Raw genomic sequence first — 24,070 nt, forward strand, 5'->3', positions numbered from 1 at the left:
CAGACATAACTGTTTTTGAAAGGGGGCTTAATGAGATGAAAGAGTTAAGACATTCCATTCGGGCTCACACCAATGGAGACGAGACATCATTAGTCAACGAACTGTTGAGTCACGACAGTCTGGATTCAGCAAAACAAGCCTTGATTTCAAAGCAAGCGACCTCACTCGTCAATGCTTGTCGTGAATGCAGCCATCAGGCAGGTACCTTGGATGCATTCCTCCAAGAGTTTGGACTTTCAAACAAGGAGGGTGTCGCGCTCATGTGCCTAGCCGAGGCCCTGCTCCGTGTTCCGGATGAAGCGACGGCTGATCAGCTCGTCGGAGAAAAGATCCGCTCGGGAGACTGGGGATCGCATCAGGGCGCATCCTCATCTCGCTTTGTGAACGCCTCAATTTGGGGACTCATGCTGACCGGACGGGTCATGGCGCTTGGAAGTGAGGCCACCGAAGATACGGGATCCTGGGTACAAGCCCTTACGAGGAAAATGGGCGAACCTGTCGTCCGGCGAGCGATCCTGCAGGCCATGAAAATCATGGGGGGTCAGTATGTGCTGGGGCGCACAATTAAGGAGGCTATTCGTAAAGGTCGCGCAGCCAACAGCCCCAGCACCCGTTTTTCTTTCGACATGCTGGGCGAAGGGGCTCGCACCGCCAGTGACGCGCAACGCTATTTTGATGCCTATGGCGAGGCAATTCGTGTCCTTGCGGACGCCAACACCGAGGTTGACGTCACTCACGCGAACGGAATATCCATCAAACTCTCTGCGCTGCATCCACGTTATGCCTTCAGCCAGTATGACCGTGTCATTTCAGAGCTACTGCCTCGACTTAAGCAACTGGCCAAGATGGCAAGAGCGGGCGGTCTCAGTTTAACCATTGATGCTGAAGAATCAGAGCGGCTGGATGTTTCCCTTGATCTTTTTGAAGCTTTAGCTCGAGACCCCGATCTCTATGATTGGGATGGTTTGGGGTTTGTCCTACAGGCCTATCAGAAAAGAGCAGAAGCAACATGCGACTGGCTTATCGCTATGGCGAGGGAAACCAATCGGCGTTTTATGGTTCGGCTTGTAAAGGGCGCTTACTGGGACAGGGAGATCAAGCACGCGCAGGAATTGGGACTGCCCGATTACCCGGTATTTACGCGAAAATGCAATACCGACCTCTCCTACCAAATTTGCGCGACAAAGCTGTTGAGTGCGGCTGGTGCTGTATTTCCCCAGTTCGCAACCCATAACGCGCATACCGTCTCAATGATCAAGGCACTAGCCCAAGGCAATACCGACTTTGAATTCCAGCGTTTGCACGGTATGGGTCAATTACTTTACGCGCAGCTGTCGAAGTCTGACGCAAGTACGCCAATCCGTGTTTATGCCCCCGTCGGTAATCACAAAGACCTTCTTCCCTACCTCGTCAGGCGGTTACTAGAAAATGGTGCCAACAGCTCCTTTGTGAACCGATTTCTGGATGCGAGCGTGTCCGCGAGCGAACTGAACCGGGATCCCATCGAACAAGTATTAGCCGTGTCCCAGCGCCGGCACCCAAAAATTCCGCTGCCCAGACAGTTATATGCCCAAGAGACAGTCCCCTGGCTCAATGCGATGGGGTTTGATTTGAACGACGCGTCAGTGGTCAGAGGCCTCTTTCCGAGATTGACGTCACTTGCACAACGCAGGGAGGCGAGACCTATTGTGGGTGGACAGTCCGTCACGAGCGAGCTAAGACCCGTTATCAATCCCGCCTCGGGCGAGACCGCCGGTTACGCTGCCTCAACCAGTCCAGAAGAGCAGGACAAAGCAATCGAACTAGCAGTTTCCGCACAACCGCTTTGGGATCTGCGCGGCGCTCATCATCGGGCCGAGTGCCTGGAGCGCGCGGCTGAGCTATTGGAGGCGCAAATACCCGAACTGATGGGAGTCATCGTATCCGAGGCAGGCCGAACCCTCGAAGACGCGCTTTCTGAGGTGCGCGAAGCCATAGATTTCTGCCGCTACTACGCACAACAGGCAAGGGAAAAATTTACCGACCCAATAAAACTTCCAGGTCCGACCGGAGAACTTAACGCGCTTAGTCTCCACGGAAGAGGCGCCTTTCTCTGTATTAGTCCTTGGAACTTCCCCCTAGCTATTTTCATGGGACAGGTAAGTGCCGCCCTTGTTGCCGGTAATGCGGTCTTAGCAAAACCTGCAGAACAAACACCCCTGATTGCTTTTGAGGCAGTCAAACTATTGCATGAGGCCGGAATCCCCGAGGACATTCTGCATCTTCTCCCCGGGGACAAAAGCGTAGGGGCTGCTCTGGTGGCTGATAACCGTATTGCAGGCGTGGCGTTTACAGGCAGCACAGAAACCGCGAAAGGCATCAATCGGCAACTCGCTGCTCGCGATGGCGCCATCATTCCGCTCATCGCTGAAACTGGGGGCATAAATGTAATGCTCGTGGATGCAACGGCGCTACCTGAGCAAGTTGTCGATGACGTTATCGTTTCGGCATTTCAAAGCGCGGGGCAGCGCTGCAGTGCCCTGCGCGTACTCTATTTACAGGAGGACATCGCCGACGCGGTGATCGACATGCTACGCGGGGCAACGCTGGAGTTAAGAGTTGGCGATCCAATGGAACTTCGAACCGATGTAGGCCCTGTAATTGACGCCCAGGCCCAGCAGCTCATCGAAGAGCACACAAACAGAATGCGCCGGGAGGGGCGGCTTTTGTCGAAGGCTTCGCTCAATCCCGACTTAACCAACGGTCATTTTGTTGCGCCTCAAATCTACGAAATAGATCGCCTCGATCAGCTAGAACGCGAAGTGTTCGGACCCATTTTGCATGTAATTCGCTACAAGAAATCCGAGCTGCAAGACGTGCTAGCCGATATCAGGGCGTCAAGCTATGGACTCACCTTGGGCATTCACAGTCGGATAGACGGCTTTGCCCAAACGGTATTTGAAAATACCCAGGTGGGTAATACGTATATCAATCGCAATACCGTAGGCGCCGTCGTCGGAGTGAACCCATTCGGAGGCCAAGGCTTGTCTGGTACCGGACCTAAAGCTGGAGGGCCTCACTATTTGTATCGATTTGTTTGGGAGAAAACGCGTACGGACAATGTGGTAGCCAAAGGCGGTAATACGGATCTATTTACGCTGCAGGAATAGTGACTTTGTGAGCATTAGCAACAACCGCAAGCAGCAAGCTTTTCGAGACCGAAGAAACTGCCAATAATCTGACTTTAAGTGGCGGCAGCGATACAGACTATCTCGACTTTAACCCTCGGATCATGGAGTGCAGCCTGGACTCTAGCCCTTGCTCACTTATCGCTAAGTTAGAAGCGTCCACGCGTGTCTTGGTGCGGCCAATCGGCCTTGACATGGTAGAGGTCGGCGGTTCGATCAAGTGTGACCACAGAAGCATTTTGGTCGCCGGGGCGCAGCGGCGGCGCCCCAAAGGGGTGAGCGCGCGCGAAGTAAGCGCGTTCGAAACAATCCGCCTGGTCCTACCAAACGTGAAAACCTCGCCATCGGCGGGGATTTTACGTTTGGAGGTTTAGCACAGTATCAAGCTTCGCCGAACCTCTAACTAGGCAGCCTTAACTCATAAAAGGAATAGGCAGCAGATAGTGGTCAAGGAGCATTAGGGGAAAGATCAACAGCAAATACATAATGGAAAACGAAAACAACTTCATTGCATCTTTGTTTTCCATGGTACGAAGCAGAATCAACGCGCGGCGAATAAACATGCCCCCGAGGACCATCGCGCCAATCATGTAAATCCAGCTACTGAGACCCGTCACTACAGGCAGAAGAGCCACCGGAAAAAGTACCACTGTGTACAGAAAACATTGCCGCGCGGTGTATTGACTCCCGTGGGTCACAGGTAGCATCGGAATATCGACCTTGGCGTATTCATCTTTCCTTGCGATGGCGAGGCCCCAAAAGTGCGGCGGCGTCCAAACGAAAATGATTAGTACCAGTAACAACCCATGCACAGTCACCTCGTCAGTTATCGCTGTCCACCCGAGCAAGGGGGGCATGGCTCCAGCTAGGCCACCGATTACGATGTTTTGCGATGTGGCTCGCTTCAAATAAAACGTATAAACAAAGGCGTAGCCAACTAGAGAGATCAGTGTGAGCCAGGCAGTGAGCGGATTGACGCGTGTCAGAAGTAGCAACATTCCCAAGCAACCCAGAGAAAAGGCAAAAATGGCCGCTCCCTGAGAATCGATCTTTCCTTTAACGATGGGTCGCCCTGAGGTTCTTGCCATAACCGCATCAATGTGTCGGTCAGCGAGGTGATTAATGGCTGCTGCCGAGGCAGCACACAGCGCAATGCCTATGCTTGCGAAGATAACAATATCAATGGGCACCACCCCAGGCGTGGCCATGCACATCCCTACTATTGCCGTGACCATCATCAGCCAAACCACATTCGGCTTACACAGCTCATAGTAATCTCGCCAGGTGGCGCGCTCGATCAGGCTTAATTTCATCAATGCGCGCCACTAATTTGAGGTGATTGAACAGCTTTGTTGATTATCGGTTTTCCACTAAAAAGAGCTGCAAAATCTGCAACCAAAGGTGCGGCCAAAAAGAGCGTTGACGTGTACGCGGCACTGTTGTCAGACTGTTTCCAGGCTAACGCAGAGGTTTGCTTGATCATGCGAACAGTGATTCGAGAAAAATTAATGGTGCCGCTGCTTCTTGTAGCAGCACTCGTTGGTGTCTCACTGACAGCGTCGGGGTATTGGGCACTATGGCAATCCCAAACGCTGTCAAGCACTGTCATGCCCCAAGCACTAGTAACACTGCCAGAGAGGCGGCCGCTGGCCGAATTCACTTTGGTGGATGATGCGAAAGGGGTGTTTGACCTCAAATCGCTGGAATCACGTTGGTCATTTATTTTCTTTGGCTTCATGTTCTGCCCCGATATATGCCCCACCACGCTTTATGACCTTTCTAAAGTAAAAACAGAGATTGTTGCCCGCGGCATCAGTGATATTGATCTTCAATTTGTCTTCATTTCAGTCGACCCCGCCCGCGACAAAGCCGCTCAGATCGAGCGCTACGTCAGTTACTTTGACCCTACCTTCCTTGGTGCTACGGGTTCAGTGGGTCAACTCACCAATCTCACGCGGCAGTTAGGTGCGCCTTTTCGGTTAGAACCAGAGACGGCTGAACAAGTCTACTCGGTCACTCACTCGAGCGCGGTCTATCTGGTAGACCCACTGGCCCAATACACTGCCATCATCAGCCCGCCTTTTAATGCCGGCGAGGTCGCCGAGCAATTTTCCCAGCTATTTCATTCCAGGGGTAAACAAGCCGTAACCCAACGCCTCTAAACCTCTATTCTTGTTTGTCCGCGTGGACCGTATCAATCCGCGACGGTACATTCTGATTGTGATCAACCAAGACGTAAGCGAAGCAATACATGAATACTGTTAGCAATAAAAAAACCACAGCATGCTTCGTGTAGTTCGTGCCCTCAGCTTTTTGCCCTCCCATTTTTTTCTCCTCTTGTACTTCTCAGGCGGGCTGACTCAATGGTGCGGCGATACCGGCGCCTCAAGAATCAGTTCTTTTAGAAAATAAACGCCACGCTGGAAAAACGTCCAGTCGGCCTCTAAGGCGCCGATCGCAACCAGTGTCAGTAAAAGTGCAGGCGGTACCAAAATGAAATACACCATTGCCAGGCGTTCCCACACCATATGCATAAACACCGCAATGATGAGGCCGGCCTTTAGCACCATAAACATCAAAATCAGGAACCAGCGCAGATAGCCCTGAACCTGAAAGAAATCCACGGCATACGACATGGCACTAAGGATAAAAAGAAGAATCCAGATCTTGAAGTAAACCCCCAGCGGATGCTGGATAGCCTGCTCCTCTCGGACAACCTGTGCGTGACCGTCAGCAGTGTGGTCCATTCTTTACCCCCTCACCAAAGATAGAAAAGCGCGAAAATAAAAACCCAAACCAAATCTACAAAGTGCCAGTAGAGTCCAAGGATTTCTATCTCCTCGTAATTACCGCCGCGCTTGGTAAACCAACCTTGCGTCTGATCATCGAGATGCCCTCGAGCCACCTTATAGCTAAAAATTAAAAGGAAGATCACCCCGATGGAAACGTGAAAACCATGGAAACCGGTGATCATAAAGAACACCGATCCAAACTGGGCGGCACCCATGGGGTTGCCCCAAGGCCTGACGCCCTCCTCAAAAATGAGCTTGCTCCACTCAAACACCTGCATACCCACAAAGGTTGCTCCGAGAACCGCGGTGGTTACCAGTAGCCAAAAGGTGACCCACTTGTTCTTTCGATAGCCATAGTTGACCGCAAGCGCCATAGTGCCGCTCGAGGTGATCAGCACGAATGTCATAATCGCAATCAAAATGAGCGGGATTGGCGCTCCTCCAAAACTGAGCGCAAAAACTTCACTAGCACTTGGCCATGGCTCCAACGTTGACTTTCGAACGGTCATATAGGAGGCGAGGAAACAGCCGAAGATGAACGTATCGCTGACCAGAAAAATCCACATCATGGCCTTACCCCAAGGAACCTCCTTAAAGGCAAGCTGATCTGAACTCCAGTCATCAAAGAAGCCGTCCATCCCGGGCTTCAATTCCAGTGAATCTGGCGCCATAGTCTCAGTCGACATGGTCTATTCTCCCGTTAAATAAATCCGCAAATTCTGAGCAGGACCTCGAAGTTGTCACCAATGAACAGCAAACCGAAAACTACTAGCCAAACACCCAACAGGTAGTGCCAGTACAGTGCACAGTTCGATAAGCTGTCCTCCAGTATTCGGACATCAGCCTGTTCAAAGGAGCGCTTGATGGCGCGCGTCAGTGCGATCATGCCGCCCACCATGTGCAAGCCGTGGACACCGGTAATCATAAAAAAGAACCCAACCGATGGATTGCTGAAATCACCCAGCACCATTTCGGTCAGCTGCAGCCAGGCAGCGAGCTGCCCCACAAGAAACAGCAAAGTCAGGACGCCAGCTCCCACTAAGGCAACACGCACCCACAGACTCTTGGCGGCTCGCGACAAAAGCAACGCTGCCTGTAGGCATAGACTGCTTAGCATCAGCAAGCCCGTATTCGCCCACAGCAGATTTATCTGCGGCGCTGGTCGCCAGTCCTGGTAGAGCATCCGACCACCGCAAGCAACAATCATAAGCAAGAAAAACACAGTGACCACACTCAGCAACACTTTGAGCGCGGAACGCCGTGAATTCACCGAAATCTGCACAGCTGACAAAGCTGGTGAGACAGGTTCTGTGCTGGCAATCCAGGGATGTTCAGTAAATAAGGTGCTCATGTTGCAACTGCAACCCGCGAACTGCGGGGAGGTACGTTTTGGGGAATGAAGTCTTCATCTGCCCCGGGGACACTGTAGTCATAGGCCCACCGATAAACGCAGGGCAATTCTTTACCGAAATTGCCATGCCCCGGTGGCGTGGTTTCTGTTTGCCACTCAAGTGTTGTCGCATTCCATGGATTATCCGGCGCCTTTTTACCAATAATGGCACTCGCAATCAGATTATAGAGAAAGACCATCTGAGCAAATCCAACAACCAGTGCAGCAATCGTAATGCTCTCATTAACACTCTGTGCTGATTCAGGAAGGAAGGTGGTGCCCGTGATTTCAAAGTACCGACGGGGTACGCCCATGATGCCTAGGTAGTGCATGGGCAAAAATACTAGATACGACCCGATAAAGGTTGTCCAAAAATGGAAACGAGCCATGCCCTTGTGATACCACCGGCCCGTGATTTTGGGATACCAGTGATAAATCGCGCCGCACACCACCATAACTGGTGCCACTGCCATCACCATATGGAAATGAGCAACCACGAAGAGCGTATCAGACAGCGGCATACTTACTGTTGCGTTACCAAGGAAAAGCCCGGTCATGCCGCCATTAATAAAGAACAGCAAGAATGCTATCGAAAAGAGCATGGGAACGGTCAGGTGAATATTCCCTCGCCAAAGGGTCAAAACCCAGTTGTAAACTTTGAGTGCAGTAGGTACCGCGATAATCAGGGTTGTCGTTGCAAAGAAGAAGCCAAAGTAGGGGTTCATGCCACTGACGTACATATGATGCGCCCACACCACGAAACTGAGAGCGCCAATAATGATGATGGCCCACACCATCATGCGATAGCCGAAGATATTCTTTCGCGCATGAATGCTGATGAGGTCAGAGACGATGCCGAACGCGGGCAAAGCAACAATGTAAACCTCCGGGTGCCCGAAGAACCAGAAAAGATGCTGGAACAGCAGGGGATTACCACCAACATGACTAGCCTCGTTGCCCATAGTCATGATGGCGGGCATGAAGAAGCTCGTCCCCAGTAGAATATCTAGCGCCATCATGATCGCGCTTACAAATAGCGCTGGAAAAGCGAATAAGGCAAGAATAGTTGCGACAAAAATCCCCCAAACGGTCAGCGGCATACGCATCAAAGTCATGCCACGGGTCCTTGCCTGAAGAACTGTCACTACATAATTTAGCCCACCCATTGTGAAACCTATGATGAATACGGCCAGAGACGCCAACATCAAAAGGATGCCTGTCTCAGACCCTGGAGTACCCGGCAGAATCGCCTGAGGTGGGTAGAGCGTCCACCCTGCCCCGGTTGAACCGCCATCAACAAAGAAGCTCGCCGCCAACAGGGTTACCGCTGTGAAGTAAACCCAAAAACTCAGCATGTTTAACCACGGGAATACCATGTCCCGGGCCCCAACCATTAGTGGGATCAAGTAATTACCAAACCCCCCGAGAAAGAGCGCGGTCAGGAGGTACACCACCATAATCATGCCATGCATGGTGACCGCCTGAAGGTAGTAAGCGGGGTCAATAAAGCTGAAGGTATTTGGCCACGCCAGCTGCAATCGCATTAGCCATGACAGAACAAGCGCCACTATTCCTATCGCAATAGCGGTTGCGGCATACTGAATCGCAATAGTCTTTGCGTCCTGGGAAAAAACATATTTCCCCAGCCAGGTCTTGGCATGATAAAGCTCCATTTCGGCGACTTCTGCGGGTCGAACAAAACTAGTCTCGTCGTGTGCTGTATATTCCATTTTATTGTCTCGACTATTTCTGCTGCGCTAGGTTAACCGGCTGTTGTGGTAGTTCTAACGTGGCGATGTAGGCCGCCATATCATTAATCGCCTGATCGTCTGTCATCGTGTTGGAAATCAACCCCATCTGCAGACCATAGAGGTCATCAGCGTGGCGACCCCGGATGCCATTTCGGAAATTCTTGATTTGAGAAGCAAGGTACCAAGTCTCTAAACCAGCGAGTCCTGGCGCGTTCACGGTCCACACACCTTCACCCGAGTCGCCGTGGCACTGAGCACAGGTAGACGCATAAAGGGCTACCGCCCTTTTAGAATCACCTAAAGCCCTGAGGTCGGTTCGCTCCTTAGCGTTACTCGTGCTGTAGTCCGGGGCGCCATCAAACCCAACCTGACCCGATAACGTCCCGATGTAGTTGACCACGTCGTTAATTGCGGCTGCGTCGCCTAGCATCATGGCCATCGGCGCCATCGTGCGCCCCCAAGTATCATCCTCGTGAGCGCCACGCACTCCCCGCTTGAAATGACGCAACTGTCGCTTCATATACTCGCTGTCCAAATGCGCAAGTCCTGGAGCATGCATAGACTCAATGCCCTCTGCGTTTGCGCCGTGACAAGAGCCACAAACCGCATAAGCAGCCTGACCTGCAGCTAGGTCAGTGCTCAATTCAACCTGGGTCTGAGCAAAAGTCGGCTGATCGGCTAACCAGGCGTTATAAGTCTCCTCGCTATCAACAATGACTCGTCCGCGCATGGCATAGTGGCCAACACCACACAGTTCTTCGCAGAGCAAATCATAACTACCCTGCTTCTGCGGCTCGGCCCAGATGTAGGAAACCTGACCGGGGACAAAATCCATTTTTACGCGAAACTGGGGGACAGTGAAGTTGTGCAAGACATCATTGGAACGCAAAAGAAACGTCACCGGTTGGTCGACTTTGAGATGCAAAACCGGGTCGTAAATGATCACATCGTCCTGACCTAAGGGATCGGAAGGGTCTATACCCAAAGGGTTAGCAGTACTGGTGTGACTAATCGCGACAGCGCCCAGCTGACCATCTTCGCCTGGCAGACGATAGGACCAGTTCCATTGGCGCGCAAGAACCTCCAGCTCCATGGACTCTTTTGGCGGCGTAACCACATCTTTCCAAATAAGCAGACCAGGCGCCAGCAATGCGGCAATTCCGACCGTGGTGAGAATCGTGAGCCAGCTTTCCATCTTGATACTCTCTGGCTCATATTCCGCGCGTCGGTCAGGCTTATTACGAAACTTTATTAAGCAATAAGCGATAAACACATTCACCAGAACAAAAGCCAGCCCTGTCACGACAAAGGTTAATGTGACAGTGCTGTCCATTGATGACCAGTTGGACGCTATTGGAGTGAAGTACCAAGGGCTGAGGGCATGAAAAACGACTGTCCCCATTACCAAAACAAGTAAAACAATTGCAGCCGCCATATCGTAACTCTCGCACCTAGTGTCAAGAATGGGCACATTCGCCCACCAAAGGTATCGACGGTCACAGGATACAAATGCTCTAGCCTCAGGCTCTACGTGAGCTGTCGATACCCGCTAGTGCCAGCTGTTTATCGCAGCTGACTGGTATTATTGTTATTTACTTGGTCGACCCTGAAAGACCAGTGCACAACTTCTTAACTTTTCCCAACTACGCAGGATTAGCATCAGCAAGCCGGTGTGTGTGCGCTCGGTGCCAGCGCGCTTGATATTGGGATAGTGTTTGAAAACCTTTTTTAGTTTTTTCTTATCTGGAATTCTGGTCTCGACAAACATTACATGCCGTCCTTGAGCCAGCGCTTCATCAAAACGAATAAAGTGAGTATTAGGACGTTGGATGCCAATGAACCCGGCCTCCCAGGTCGTAAAGCCAAAACTCACGATCGCCAGGAACACAAATGGCACCCAGCCGACTTGAGCGGCAACTCCAGAGAAATGAGTCACGAGTAGAATCGCCGCTGCGATCGCTAGCCCGAGCAAAGCACCAATTTCACCTGAATGAATAACATCAGTTTTGAAAAAGCTTGCAACCCGATTAACGTCGTGGTTATCGAGGCCCACGTCGTCGTTGCTAAGCAAATAAATTTGAGATCGAGGTATGCCGCACGACTCTAGGTCGCGCTCAATCTGTTCGAATTCGTCCAGACTATCTCCGGTGTAGTAGAAGCGCTTCATACTGCTCTCCTATTTAATGTTTACACCCAACCTCTCCTAACCGCTAACCACTTTTCAAAAATTTTTGGACCTGCGCACCTTCCCATCACGAGACATAGGATCTCTAGGTGGTCCAGAAATTCCTCTAACCAACACTGTACACCTCAACATCGATGAATAACAAGGCGTTTTTAGTAGACCCATTTCAGCGCATATTTTGAGAGCTTTCTCTTTCTGTTGAGTCTGATCGGTCAATTGAACCCTGCATGCAAAATCTATCTAAGCAGCGTTGACAGACAACAACCCAGGGGCATTTGGCACTACCTCAAATGCCAAGTACTATGAGCGTAGAGGACTTAATCGGGTACGCTGCGGCCGTGTTGTGGCGAGTTCTGTGAGCCTTGACACGGTAGAGGTCGGCGGTTCGACAACATGCGACTTCAGGAGCATGTTGGTCGCCAGAACGCAGCGGCGGCGCCCCGAAGGGGTGACAGCCCGCGAGGCAAGCGCGCTTGAAACAATCCGTCTTGTCTCCCCACCCCTCTATAGTCCTGTTTTTACTCCATAATGATTTTTCGATTCACTGAGGTGGGGCAAGTTCTGGCGAGTTGCAATGTGACTGACAGGCATAGGAGCCAAAAGAACTTAGCCACTGGCGCCCTACCGATTTTTAACAGCAAAAATATCATTACTAAACAACAATGTTTAAGACCGACTCCACCTAAAGAGTGGCTCTCAACATTACCTACTCACCTCATTAATTAATACATTACTTTACGTTTAAGGCATCTTTAAATATAAGTTGGTGACCGCATCACGATCTACAAAGTGAAAACGAATTCGACCAAGCAAAATGTAGGGTTGGGCACCCAACATCAAAACTCGCGAGACAACCACCGTTACACAACCGCACCTCTCTTAAGGCTTCTCAGAAGGATGACTAGCCTTTTGGTGAGCCATTAATCAAGATCCACCAAGCAATCCTTGCAAGCTAACAAAGCCTTGGGTTCATGAATGTCGATTAATGTTCCATAGAGTTTGGCGATGCCACTCAGCGCCGATAAAACTTTTGGCTCACCTATGGACACATCTAACTGTTCTAACAGTTCTTTGAGAATTATCTCCTCAGGAGAAAGTTCCTGACCATAATATTCAACTTGATAATCTTCTAACTCAGCCAGGCTGGCCGCATACGTGAGTGCATCGTCAACGCCCCCAATCTCATCTACCAACCCGATGTCTTTAGCGCTGGTTGCAATCCAGACCCTGCCGCCAGCAATCGCTTTGATATCGTCATAGGTTTGAGACCTTGATTCAGCGACGAAGTTAATAAATCGGTCGTATGCCTCTGAGCCCCAGCTTGCAAAGATTTTATCGAGGTCATCGTCAATTGCCTGAGTCGGGTCCCAACCACCATGCTTGGAAGTCACAACACCATCGAAGTTTACGCCAATGTAATCCATAGCGTTTTCCAATGTTGGCAGGGCAATCGCCACACCTATAGAGCCCGTAATGGTTGTAGGCTCAGCAAAGATATAATCCGCGGGAGTTGAGATATACACACCGCCAGAGGCAGCGTAGTCGCCCATAGAAACGATCACCTTGATGCCCTTTCTTTTGGCAGCCAGCAACTCATCTCTCATCATTTCACTGGCAATAATGGAGCCACCAGGGCTATTGACTCTGAAGACTATTGCTTTCGTACTTTCGTCTTCGTGTGCTTTCCTAATCTGTTTTACAACCCCGTTGGCACCAGCCACGCCCTGAGAGATTTCTCCCTCCCTGATTGCGCCTTCGGCAGTAATAACGGCAATTTGGTTACCACTATCCGAGGAATCATCAGTTATTTGTTTCGCGTACTCTGCATAAGAAATGGTTTTGTAAGTTTCTGTTTCAGCTTCCTCGTCTAACCCAAACTCCTCAATCATGTATTTACGGAACTCAGGAAATGATTTGGTGCCATCAATAAGGTTGTTGGCTTGTGCATAGGCAATGTTTCCTATGGCAGCCTCACCAAAAAATCCCACGTAGTTATCTGCAAAAGATTGGATGTCATCTGATTCAATTCCACGCCCTTCCGCCATCAAAGATTTCATTTCCTCCCAAATAGGAAAGAGCAGAGCTTCTCGCTGCATCCTGTCATTCTCAGACATACTCGATCTCCAACTTGTTTCAGTTGCAGATTTAAAATCTCCCTGTGAATAGTTGTGTACCGTTATTTTCAGGTTTTCGAAAAGGTCTTTATTGTAGTTTCTCATTCCACCAAGACCTCTGACGCTTATGCTTCCGACCGGGTGAACCCATACTTCAGATGCTTGAGAGGCCATGAGATAAGATGTGGTAGACAGACGATCATTAAAAGCAATGACTCTCTTACCAGAATCTCGAAGGGCTTTTAGCTCTTTTGCAACATTGATTGCTGTCGTTGGCCCAGCAAAACCAGTGGATGAGAAATCAACGACCACCGCAGGAATACTGTCATCTTCAGCCGCTGCCCTTATGAGCTTTATGAGATCTCGCGTTTGAATTTGAGTGCTGGAAGCGTCTGTAACGGTGGTCAATAAAGACTCTGAGTTGAAAACTTCTTGATCAACTACCATTCCCTCTGGGTCGATCAGCAGCGCTTTGCCGGCCGGATCCTCAACGTCTGGCCCAGAAGCGGTCAGCGCTTTAATTATTGCAATCACAAAAAACATGACAATGAGGGCGGTACCCAAGTCCAGCGCAATGGATCGTACTTTTTTTAGAAATCGACCAAGCCAAGAAAAAATAGATGTAAACGCACTCATAAAACTCTCCAACTTACTATCATCCTGAATGTGAGGTTGCTTCGGTAACCTTGATAATTGCTTCAAAACCAATAAATGACCAGCGGTCAATTATGTAGGTGGCCAGCAGTCATTACAACCGTAGGTGAGATTTTTGACTGGACTGCGACGATGAACCCAGGCTCATCAGCGTTGCTGTGAGGGAGTAACAGTGGCATTTTCGGGGTGCTACTGTAACCAAGAATAGCGGTTCGCAGCGTACGCACTGATGTAGGGTTATTGGCGCAAACCACAGTCAGTGATACATGGTATCAGTAATGGAGTCCTTTGTAATGCTCCCCTCAGCAGGCCTTGCAGGCACGAAGCCCAAAGGCACGAAACAAGCCTGAGTTTGTTGCTAACTGCCCGCTCAATCTCATCATGCAACCGGCCCTTAGGCGGACTTCAAATGTTGATAGACAGGTCTGAGGAAGCGCCGCTGCTCAGTGGCCACCGCCAAGGGTTTGCCTTATCCGCCTATTCGGCGAACAGGACCTTGCGCCTGTTCAAATGATCGTCACTACCACTCTGACTTTTCACAGGTCAGAGGCTACTTCCAATAATGGACTATCGACTTTCCTAGTAAATCACCAACCCGAATTCAGCAGGCTATGCACAAACAGCGACATACGAGCAGGGGGTGAAATAGTTGTCCCAGCAGAAATCGCCACGGTGGGATCAAGTCAGGCGCTTTGTCGCACAATGATAATCGAGTACGATCGGGAGAAATAAGGACAGGTAGAGCGGCAAACAACCTAGTGCCCATGTCAGAACATATTAAACGTAAGCATCATGGCAGGATCGGCAAGGCTATCGCCTTTGCTTTGACCTTCGGTGTGATCGGTGATTTGAGTGCTTATCCCGGCTCTCTTGGAACAGCCCTCAGCCTAGCTTGCCAACTCAGGATCGGTGCCGCGGGTGGCGCGGAGGCCCACGCCCAAAACTTGTATGACGCTGCCGATGCGGTCGTTCAAAATAAGTGCATTGGTTGTCACATTGAGAATGGCCTTGCCCCCAAGGCGGGAGCCTCACTGGCGTTGCGTCAAACATCGGACCCGACCTACCTTGATTTTAACTTTTCAAATTTCCACGCCCTCTCGGAAGCACGTAGTTCTCAATACATACTAAATAAAGCACAGGGGGCGGCGCACGGTGGCGGCGCTGTTATTGAGCCCTTCTCCTCAGACTATAAATTGCTCGCTGACTTTTTACATTCGTTGGAGCTCGGTTCGACTTGCAGCCCATCTTCACTAAAGAAAACAGCTGGCGATGTTACCCCCGACACATTGTGGAGCGGAGTAAACAGCTTGAGTACCCCTCAGCTCTATCGCAAAGCTGCCGTTGTCCTAAGTCGACGGGTACCCACGACAGAAGAGCTTGACCGACTAAGCCGCGGCGACATTACGTTAGATACAGCGATTGACGAGCTCATGGCCGGTCAAGGCTTCCATGACTTTCTGGTAACGGGCGCAAATGATCAGTTACTCACCGATGCTTTCACAAAAGGACTTTTTCCAATCCAGCTATGGGGGACTTCGTGGCCAGGAACTGGGGAAACTAAAATGGCCCTTTTTGAGAACCTAGAGCGGAATGAGGATCTCTACCGTAATAATGAAGCTTGGGAGCTGTGGATAGCGAATAATTACGGACACGCTCGCGCCCCCGCCGAGCTCATTGCGTATGTGGTTGAAAACGATAAACCTTATACCGAAATATTAACTGCCGACTACACGATGGTGACGCCGTTAACGGCGGATATTTTGAACGCTAAGCTCGAGGACCCATGGACGCAAAAGGTTGTTTACGACGGCGAATACACCAAATTTCATAAGGAGTTCAGACCAGCCAAGAATTTCGGCACATTTAACTCCCCCCCCGGCGGAGAAGTTTGCATTCCCATCGATGGGGGCGAATGCTATCCCAGCTCTTGGGAGCCCCTTGAATGGCCACATGCGGGAATTCTTAACACGGTGGCATTTTTGCAGCGCTACCCGACGACTGAAACCAACCGAAATCGCGCGCGTGCTCGGTGGACTTATAAATTCTTTTTAGGGCTCGACGTGGAAGCATCAGCTGCGAGGACCACCGATGCGGCCGCGCTAGCCGATAAAAACAATCCAACCTTGTTAAATCCTGCTTGCACGGTATGCCATCAAACCCTCGATCCGGTGGCAGGCGCCTTCCAAAACTATGGTGCGTTGGGCTTTTTCAGGGACAGCGATTTTACGGATACTCTGCCCTTCTCGTATAAGCTCGATCCGGAATCAGGCTACGTCAGCGGGGATACCTGGTTTCGCGATATGAGAACGCCGGGGATGAACGGCAATTCTGCCCCAGACGCCTCCAACAGTCTGCAATGGTTGGCACAGCAAATTGTTGCAGACCCTAGGTTCCCAGTAGCCACCGTCGAGTTTTGGTGGCCTACCGTGATGGGCAGCGCTTTATTGAAAGCACCAGAAGATCCTCAACTTCCCAATTACAATGAAGAGCTTGAGGCCTTTAGCTTGCAACGCTATGAGGTGAATAAGCTGGCTGGCGTCTTCGTTCAAAACCAATTTAAGTTGAAAGCATTGCTGCGAGAAATGGTCCTCTCACACTGGTTTTCCAGCGGTGAGGTTGTGAGTCAAAACGCTACGTTATTTTCAGTGGCTAGGCTCGGCACTCGACGACTACTCACACCGGAAGAACTCGACAGTAAGACCAAATCACTTTTTGGATTTAAGGTTTGGGAGCAAGAGAGACAAAACATTCTTCCCGAAACCGTCACCTACGTGTCAGAGTGGGTCAATATAGCGCTAGGAGGCATCGATTCTTACCAAGTTAAGTCGAGAGCCAGAGAGGTTTCAAGTCTTTCTCTCGCTGCCGTGGAGCAGCACGCATCCGGCGTAGCTTGTGTTGTCTCCGAGATAGAGGCTGAAACCGTCGATGGCCAGCGCCAGTATTTAAATACATTAGATTTTTCATCGACTCCAACAGACTCTGAGGAGCTGCGAGCGGTGTTGGTAAATTTGTATTCGCGGTTACACGGGCGCAGCGTGACGGCGGAATCTGATGACGTCGAGTTGCTGGTAGATTTGTTGCTCGAAGCACAGAAGACCCACGAGTCAACCACGAGCTGCTATCTTTGGGATGATCTGTCCTATGCAAAGCTAGCGGACGATTTGGATGCGAGAGGGGTTCGGCAACCGGCCAATACGACACCGGTTGAACAAGCAAATACCTGGGCTTGGCGCCTTATATTCGATTACATGGTGGCTCACTATGATTACATCAATGAGTAAAACCATGGGTTTGACGCGGCGAAAATTCTTGGCCAGCACGGCAGCCCTAATCGCCTCAAGTCGAGTTTCATTGGTGCAAGGTTCTTCTCCGTATGATGGACCTTACCTGATGACGATTCATGCAGCCGGGGGATGGGATCTATCGCTCTTTTGTGACCCTAAGATAAATGTGCCCGGAGAGCTGCCGATTACCAACTGGTCTGAGGCTGGCGATACTCAGTCGGTGGGGAATATCTTATTTGCGCCGATCGCAAACAATGACGAAATGTTCCGAAAAATAGCCTCGGATTCGTTGGTGATAAATGGCGTCGACACTCAAACCAATGCGCACCAAACAGGCGAGCGCCACACGTGGACAGGCTCCGCAAGCGAGGGCCGCCCCACCCTGGCAGCCCTGTATGCGGCAGCGAAAGCTCCCAATGCGCCAATAGCATTAATCAACAACGGATATTTTGGTGCTGATCAGGGTCTTGTTCGCACAGCCAAAACCAACCCGGGTGGATTAAAAGATTTGGTGCGCCCCCGTAATAGCACTGAAGAAGCCTTGCTTGCGCAGTATAAATCTCGGGGGTTGGATGTCATGGCCGGGCAAGAGCGGTACAACGACACACTGGCTAACCGCCTGAATGCCTTTGAAAATGGGATGCAAGGCAGGACGTTGTTAAACACGCTGTACCACAACCTGCCAGATGAGATGCCTCAGTCCCAAGGCGTGTACAAGGGCGACAGTAATCTAAAAGCGCAGATACTCACTGGCCTAGTGGCTTTTAGTACCGGGACCACCGCAAGCGTTGAGTGCGGTGCAGGTGGTGACTGGGACACGCATTCAAGCGGTGAGTTCTCGCAAGTTCAAAACATTCAAGCTCTGAATGACGCGCTAATCTACCTTTGGGACATGGCTGACGAACTCGAAATCAGGGACAAATTGGTGGTTGTCGTGTCCTCTGATTTTGGCAGAACGCCCTACTACAACTCCTTTGGCGGCAAGGACCACTGGCCCATTAACTCCTACCTCATTATGCAGGGAAATGCTGACTGGGGCGGTCGCAGCGTAGGACAAACCGATGCCTTACAAAATGCCGAAAAAATTGACCCGTCGACTCTAAAAGTATCGAGCTCAGGCTCGCTGATTTATCCAAAGCACGTTCATCATGCATTGCATCGCTATTTGGGCATTGATGACTTCGCCGCTCAAGTTGGGTACGGATTTCTACAAACGGAACAGTATGATTTTTTCAACCCAGACCTCATGACCTAGGTTTTTCTCAGCAGCTTTTAACGCTGCGCTGCTCTCAGAGCACTTGGCGAACCCTGGAGTTCGCACACCACGCAGCAACGCGCTGGGAGTCGTCTTCAGTAATCGTGAGTGAAATAAAGCTCCCTCAAGCCAATTGAGAGAGGTGCTGCAAACCCAAGGCAACGGAACGCGGGCGGAGCTGTTCCAGCGCTGCACAACCCCAACGCCACCGAAATACTCGAGACCTGCCCCGGGAGGATCGGATATATGACAAGTCTGCCGAAATACAGAGATGGCCAACTAGGGGTGATCAGTTTGATCAACCATAGTTTCGCAGGGGTATACACCTGACGGTCGACATCACCTCTGCACACGACTGATTTGCTACACAGTGAAAGATCGCGCCTGCAACTGAAATGATAACTGCTATGCTGAACGCTGGTTTAAACATAGCTCTCAGAGGTTAAGCCCCGTGAAATTATTTTATTCCCCTTTTCATACGTTCATTCACAAGGTTCTCGTTACCATCCATGAAGCCGGTCTTTGGGATGAGGTCACCTTTGTGCCTACCTACCCTTTCAAAAACCGCGAGGGCGAGGACCAGGGCGATGCCTACTCAATCGCCGCACTAAACCCACTCAATAAAGTGCCAACCCTAGCGCTCGATAGCGGCCAAGTGGTGTATGGCAGTCAGGCCGTTGTTGAATGCATCGACAGCATGAGCCAATCTGGCAAGCACCTGTATCCCCCTGCAGGACCCGCTCGCTGGGACGCCATTACTCGCCTTGCTTTGGCAGACACCATGTTCGAGACCACGGTCATGCTGGTCATGGAAGGATGGAATCCCGAAGAAAATCAGCGCATCGAGTTTTTTGAGTGGATCTGGCCAAAAATTATTCGTGGCTGTGACTCCCTAGAAGCCGCCTGCAAGCAGGGCTTCGACGGCTTTGATATTGGCCAAGCGTCCATGCTTCACGCGATTAGTTATATGGATTTCAGAGTGAATTTCTATGACGCCAAAGATCCTCTGTATCCGGATTTTGATTGTTTCGATGGGCGCCCTAATCTGAAAGCCTGGTGGGAGGAATCTATCCAACGGCCCTCGGTAACAAGCCACTACAATCGAGACTTTGAAGGCGATGACTCGGCAGCATTTTTGCAAAAGAATGTTCAGGAGGTACTGGCAGCTCAGGGTGTTAAAAAATGATCAAGCATTATTACTGGCCAACGCCCAACGGCCACAAAACCGCCATCATGCTCGAAGAAGTAGAACTCGAGTATGAGGTTTGCATCGTCAACATTTTGGAAGGCGATCAGTTCGATCCAGCGTTTATTGCGATCAGCCCCAACAACCGCATACCGGCCATTGTTGATACTGACGGCCCTCAGGGTGAGCCCTATACGGTGTTTGAATCGGGCGCCATTCTTATGTACCTGGCAGAAAAAACCGGCAAGTTGTGGCCACAAGATTCAGTGGAACGCTACGACGTTATTCAGTGGCTGATGTTTCAGATGGGCAATGTGGGCCCTATGTTTGGCCAGAACGGGTATTTTCAGGGTTACTGTCCAGAGGATGTGCCGCTGGCCAAGGAACGCTATCACAATGTGTGCAAACAGCTGTACGGGGTTATGGACCGACGCTTAGGTGAATCGGAATATTTGGCGGGTTCGAATTACTCCATTGCCGACGTAGCCACCTTTCCCTGGACCATGCCCAAGCAGCAGGAGATGCATCGTATCGACATTACGCAGTATCCCAACGTCAAGCGCTGGTCCGAGACGGTGGCGATCCGGCCCGCAGTACAGCGCGGCATCTCGGTCATGGCTGAGGATATGAAAGTGGGCAACCCCACCGAAGAGACGTATAACAATATGTTTGGCGCTAAGCAGTTCAAGCAATAAATCGGCCCTGAGCAACAAAAGTGAGGGAATTGCCAGCCGCCCCCGCGCTATAGCGGTGAGCGCTTTTAAAAATTTATTGGCTTTGCCAGTTTGAATTTTAAGAAACAACCAATCGGCATAACGGTATAACAGTACAACAAGGTGGAACTGCGACAGCCTCCAGCCTCACAAAGCGACGCGGTAAGACTCGGCAGAGCTTAACCGGTAGCGTCGAGCCACTTGGCAAACCGCTGGGTGCCGCCGTTAACTTTTACACAGCACAATATAGGTATTCATCATTAAAGAAAAAATGGAAGCCAATACACCGACCGAAATTGCCATAGGGCAAGTCGCTTGGCTGAAGGTCGTCGAGGTCAATCATCTGGGGGCGTTCGTAGACTGGGGTCTTAGCAAAGACCTGTTTATCCCTTTTGCTGAGCAGCATCACCCGTTGAAGCCGGGTAACCACACCATTGTGAAGGTCTACCTTGATAATCAGGGGCGACCTGCAGGCTCAACGCGCATTGATCACTGGATCGAGGACACGGCAACCGGCCTCAAGGTGGGTGAAAAGGTGTCTCTACTGGTTGCTGAACAAACCGAACTGGGGTTTAAGGCAATCATCAATCATCAGTATTGGGGTTTGCTTTACAGCAATGAGCTGTATCGGAGAATTCGCAGAGGGCAGGCACTCGACGGTTATATTCAACGCATTCGCGACGATGGAAAAATTGACCTATCGCTCAATCAGCCGGGCTTCAATGACTCAAAAATAGACGGCGTTGCGCAAAAAATAGTTTCTCAGTTAAACGAAAATTCAGGGTTTTTAGGCCTCACCGACAAGAGCCCTCCCCCTGCTATTTATGCGGCCTTTGGTGTGAGTAAAAAGGTCTTTAAGCAGGCGATTGGTTCGCTGTATAAGGCCCGAAAAATCACCATTGAAGCCGAGGGGATACGACTAGCCCCTGATAACACCTGAGTTCGTTGTGGCGGGTTACACGAGCCACATAGGCTTAGACTACTCGGTAAGGTTTTTTTCGAGCAGTGCAAAAAGATCCTGAACCGAGGAGCTTCCCTGCGTTTCACCCTTGGCATCAAACTGCCACAGCATGCCGTCGAGGTCGGGGTTGGCAAAATAGACAATGCCGTGACGAACCGGATCGGAAGATTTCTGACTCAAGACTCGGTGAACGACAGCACCCACGGTGCGCTCTGAGTGGGCCGTGATGAAATGCAATGCTTCACCGAAGTTGATGACCAAATGACCGGGAAGAACCGGTACATCCTCAAACTGACCGGCGACCTCAACTTGTAAGCCTGGGGTGGTGGCATCGAGGATCGTAACAAAGCCGTAGTCTGTGTGGGGGCGCAATCCCAGGTCTGGGTTACGGGTGTCGTAGTGAACGAAGTTCAGAAACGCGGTGCCCGCACCCGAGGCATAGCCTCCTGAGGCGCTACTCCAAAGCGGCTCGGGAATACCCGACTGGTGAAACACTTCGCAAATAATAGCGACGCCAATGTCATCGAGTTGCCGGCCAAACCGGGCAATCGCTGCAGGATAGTGTTGATCCCAGTGATGGCGGCATAGCGCCAGCTTGGTTTGCTGGTTGTTCTCTAGGGCGATGAAACCCTCAAGGTCGCCATACTTGGGAATCTTGCGATAAGGGCTATCTGGGTCGAGTAGCCCGCAACCGAATTCGCGGGCGCTGTCGAGGTGCAAAGGGTCGGGAACCTTGAGGTAAAAGACGCCCAGGGCCCAGGCACGGCCGAGGTCCTCCTCGGTGGGGAACATCAGTCGCTGGCGATCGGAAATTACGGCAATGGGGAGACCCTCATTCAGTAACACTGTGTGACCATCATCGAGGCTACAGCTGTAACCGCAGCTCTTATGGGCAACAAACTATTCCGCATAGGCTTTTCCTCTACTCGAAGCAAGGGAGTGATCGCTGCTAGTTTGGCACAAAAGGCACGAAGTGCTGTATCCCCCCAAGATCACACAATTGCAACTTTCGAGTTTTAGGTGGTTTTTACAAAGGCCAAAAAAGGGGTATTGTTTTAGCTCGAAAGAAAAAATATAAATAACAAAGAGGTCACTATGGTCTACGCGAATCCAGGCTCCGAAGGCGCCGTTGTTCAGTTCAAATCACAGTATGAAAACTACATTGGTGGTCAATGGATTGCCCCTGTCGACGGTACCTATTTTGACAATGTCTCCCCAGTCAATGGTGAACCGTTCTGCAAAATCCCCCGATCGACCGAAGCCGATATCAACCTGGCTCTGGACGCAGCCCATAGCGCAAAAGATGCCTGGGGCGCCACCCCCGCGACCGACCGCTCCAACATTCTCCTGAAAATAGCTGATCGTATTGAAGCCAACCTTGAGATGCTTGCGGTGGCTGAGACCTGGGACAACGGCAAGGCCGTTCGCGAGACCCTCGCCGCAGACCTACCCTTGTGTGTAGACCATTTCCGCTATTTTGCGGGCTGCATCCGCGCTCAGGAAGGCTCGATGGCGGAAATAGACCCCACAACAGTGTCCTACCACGTTTATGAACCTCTGGGTGTCGTGGGGCAAATCATCCCCTGGAACTTCCCTTTGCTAATGGCCTGCTGGAAGCTTGCACCAGCCCTAGCTGCGGGCAACTGCACGGTGATGAAACCGGCTGAACAAACCCCCGCCTCTATCTGCGTTCTAATGGAACTCATTGGTGACCTATTACCCCCGGGTGTGGTGAACATCGTCAATGGTTACGGCACCGAGGCCGGACAAGCCTTGGCGACCAGCACTCGTATTGCAAAGATTGCCTTTACGGGGTCCACCGCTATTGGCCATCACATTTTGCGCTGCGCCGCTGAAACAATGATTCCCTCTACCGTGGAGCTTGGCGGTAAGTCACCCAATATCTTTTTCGCCGATGTTATGGATCAGGGCGAAGACTTCATCAGCAAGGCTGTAGAGGGCTTGGTATTAGGCTTTTTGAATCAGGGCGAGGTTTGTACTTGCCCCTCACGAGCTCTGATCCATGAAGATATGTATGAGCCCTTCATGGAGATGGTGATCGAGCGCGCCAAAAAGATCACTCGAGGCAACCCCCTTGATGTCAACACAATGGTCGGCGCTCAGGCCTCTCGGGAACAGTTCGATAAAATCATGAGCTACTTACAAATAGGTCGTGAGGAAGGCGCTGAAATTCTCATTGGTGGCGATATTGAGCAGGTGGAAGGCCTTGGCGGCGGGTTTTACATTCAGCCTACATTCTTCAAGGGCGATAACAAGATGCGTGTGTTCCAAGAGGAAATTTTCGGCCCCGTTATTGGCATCACCACCTTCAAAACCGAGGAAGAAGCATTGGCTATTGCCAATGACACCGAATACGGCTTAGGCGCCGGCGTTTGGACCCGTGATACCAACAAGGCCTATCGCATGGCTCGGGGCATTCAAGCTGGGCGGATATGGATGAACTGTTACCACGCGTATCCATCCCACGCCGCCTTTGGGGGCTACAAAAAGTCGGGTATTGGCCGGGAGGGCCACAAGGTGACCCTTGACCACTACCAGCAAAAGAAAAATTTGCTCGTCAGCTATGGCGATAGCCCCTTAGGCTTCTTCTAAACCGG

At 51.0% G+C, this 24,070-nt stretch carries 17 protein-coding genes; 8 read left to right on the forward strand and 9 right to left on the reverse strand.

Annotation, left to right across the window (positions count from 1 at the left end):
• Positions 1–35 precede the first annotated feature (35 nt).
• Entirely contained in the window at positions 36–3,149 is a 3,114-nt protein-coding gene (gene putA, locus ACMAY6_RS13835; RefSeq protein WP_435212754.1) for a bifunctional proline dehydrogenase/L-glutamate gamma-semialdehyde dehydrogenase PutA, read from the forward strand.
• Positions 3,150–3,580: 431 nt separating this feature from the next.
• On the opposite strand, the gene cyoE is transcribed toward putA, so the two are convergent.
• Positions 3,581–4,480 (reverse strand): heme o synthase, encoded by a 900-nt coding sequence (gene cyoE, locus ACMAY6_RS13840; RefSeq protein WP_435212755.1) that lies wholly within the window; start codon positions 4,478–4,480, stop codon positions 3,581–3,583.
• 168 nt (positions 4,481–4,648) lie between these two features.
• Here cyoE and ACMAY6_RS13845 point away from each other — a divergent pair, with 168 nt between their 5' ends.
• Positions 4,649–5,329 (forward strand): SCO family protein, encoded by a 681-nt coding sequence (locus tag ACMAY6_RS13845; protein WP_435212757.1) that lies wholly within the window; start codon positions 4,649–4,651, stop codon positions 5,327–5,329.
• 198 nt (positions 5,330–5,527) lie between these two features.
• On the opposite strand, the gene ACMAY6_RS13850 is transcribed toward ACMAY6_RS13845, so the two are convergent.
• From ACMAY6_RS13850 to sppA, 7 genes are all read right to left on the reverse strand, one after another.
• Entirely contained in the window at positions 5,528–5,914 is a 387-nt protein-coding gene (locus ACMAY6_RS13850) for a cytochrome C oxidase subunit IV family protein (RefSeq protein ID WP_435212759.1), read from the reverse strand.
• An 11-nt stretch (positions 5,915–5,925) separates the two neighbouring features.
• Entirely contained in the window at positions 5,926–6,645 is a 720-nt protein-coding gene (locus tag ACMAY6_RS13855) for a heme-copper oxidase subunit III family protein (RefSeq protein WP_435212761.1), read from the reverse strand.
• Positions 6,646–6,659: 14 nt separating this feature from the next.
• Entirely contained in the window at positions 6,660–7,310 is a 651-nt protein-coding gene (locus ACMAY6_RS13860) for a cytochrome c oxidase subunit 3 (RefSeq protein ID WP_435212763.1), read from the reverse strand.
• On the reverse strand, positions 7,307–9,079 hold the full coding sequence (locus ACMAY6_RS13865) for a cytochrome c oxidase subunit I (protein ID WP_435212765.1): 1,773 nt from the start codon (positions 9,077–9,079) through the stop codon (positions 7,307–7,309). The genes ACMAY6_RS13860 and ACMAY6_RS13865 overlap by 4 nt, the downstream gene beginning before the upstream one ends.
• Before the next feature lie 13 nt (positions 9,080–9,092).
• Entirely contained in the window at positions 9,093–10,535 is a 1,443-nt protein-coding gene (locus ACMAY6_RS13870; RefSeq protein ID WP_435212767.1) for a c-type cytochrome, read from the reverse strand.
• Between the two features lie 153 nt (positions 10,536–10,688).
• A complete protein-coding gene (locus ACMAY6_RS13875) occupies positions 10,689–11,267 on the reverse strand; it encodes an NAD/FAD-utilizing enzyme (protein WP_435212769.1) in 579 nt (192 codons plus the stop codon).
• A gap of 938 nt (positions 11,268–12,205) precedes the next feature.
• Positions 12,206–14,035 carry a signal peptide peptidase SppA gene (gene sppA, locus ACMAY6_RS13880; RefSeq protein ID WP_435212771.1) on the reverse strand — a complete coding sequence of 610 codons (1,830 nt, stop codon included), beginning with the start codon at positions 14,033–14,035 and terminating at the stop codon, positions 12,206–12,208.
• A 782-nt stretch (positions 14,036–14,817) separates the two neighbouring features.
• On the opposite strand from sppA, the gene ACMAY6_RS13885 reads away from it, so the two are divergent.
• The 5 genes from ACMAY6_RS13885 (at position 14,818) to ACMAY6_RS13905 (ending at position 21,431) form a co-directional block, all read left to right on the forward strand.
• Positions 14,818–17,334, forward strand: coding sequence for a DUF1588 domain-containing protein (locus ACMAY6_RS13885; protein WP_435212772.1), 2,517 nt, complete (start codon positions 14,818–14,820; stop codon positions 17,332–17,334).
• Positions 17,315–18,592, forward strand: a complete 1,278-nt coding sequence (locus tag ACMAY6_RS13890) for a DUF1501 domain-containing protein (protein WP_435212773.1) — start codon at positions 17,315–17,317, stop codon at positions 18,590–18,592. Before ACMAY6_RS13885 ends, ACMAY6_RS13890 begins: the two co-directional genes overlap by 20 nt.
• Positions 18,593–19,043: 451 nt before the next feature.
• Complete coding sequence (locus tag ACMAY6_RS13895) at positions 19,044–19,778, forward strand: glutathione S-transferase family protein (protein ID WP_435212775.1); 735 nt, start codon at positions 19,044–19,046, stop codon at positions 19,776–19,778.
• On the forward strand, positions 19,775–20,473 hold the full coding sequence (locus tag ACMAY6_RS13900; RefSeq protein WP_435212777.1) for a glutathione S-transferase N-terminal domain-containing protein: 699 nt from the start codon (positions 19,775–19,777) through the stop codon (positions 20,471–20,473). The genes ACMAY6_RS13895 and ACMAY6_RS13900 overlap by 4 nt, the downstream gene beginning before the upstream one ends.
• A gap of 289 nt (positions 20,474–20,762) precedes the next feature.
• On the forward strand, positions 20,763–21,431 hold the full coding sequence (locus ACMAY6_RS13905) for a CvfB family protein (protein ID WP_435212779.1): 669 nt from the start codon (positions 20,763–20,765) through the stop codon (positions 21,429–21,431).
• 39 nt (positions 21,432–21,470) lie between these two features.
• On the opposite strand, the gene ACMAY6_RS13910 is transcribed toward ACMAY6_RS13905, so the two are convergent.
• Positions 21,471–22,298, reverse strand: a complete 828-nt coding sequence (locus tag ACMAY6_RS13910) for a 2OG-Fe(II) oxygenase family protein (protein WP_435212781.1) — start codon at positions 22,296–22,298, stop codon at positions 21,471–21,473.
• 249 nt (positions 22,299–22,547) lie between these two features.
• On the opposite strand from ACMAY6_RS13910, the gene exaC reads away from it, so the two are divergent.
• A complete protein-coding gene (gene exaC, locus ACMAY6_RS13915) occupies positions 22,548–24,065 on the forward strand; it encodes an acetaldehyde dehydrogenase ExaC (RefSeq protein WP_435212783.1) in 1,518 nt (505 codons plus the stop codon).
• Positions 24,066–24,070: the final 5 nt, after the last annotated feature.

The sequence above is a fragment of the Luminiphilus sp. nBUS_16 genome, from assembly GCF_051201645.1.
Lineage (GTDB): Bacteria > Pseudomonadota > Gammaproteobacteria > Pseudomonadales > Halieaceae > Luminiphilus.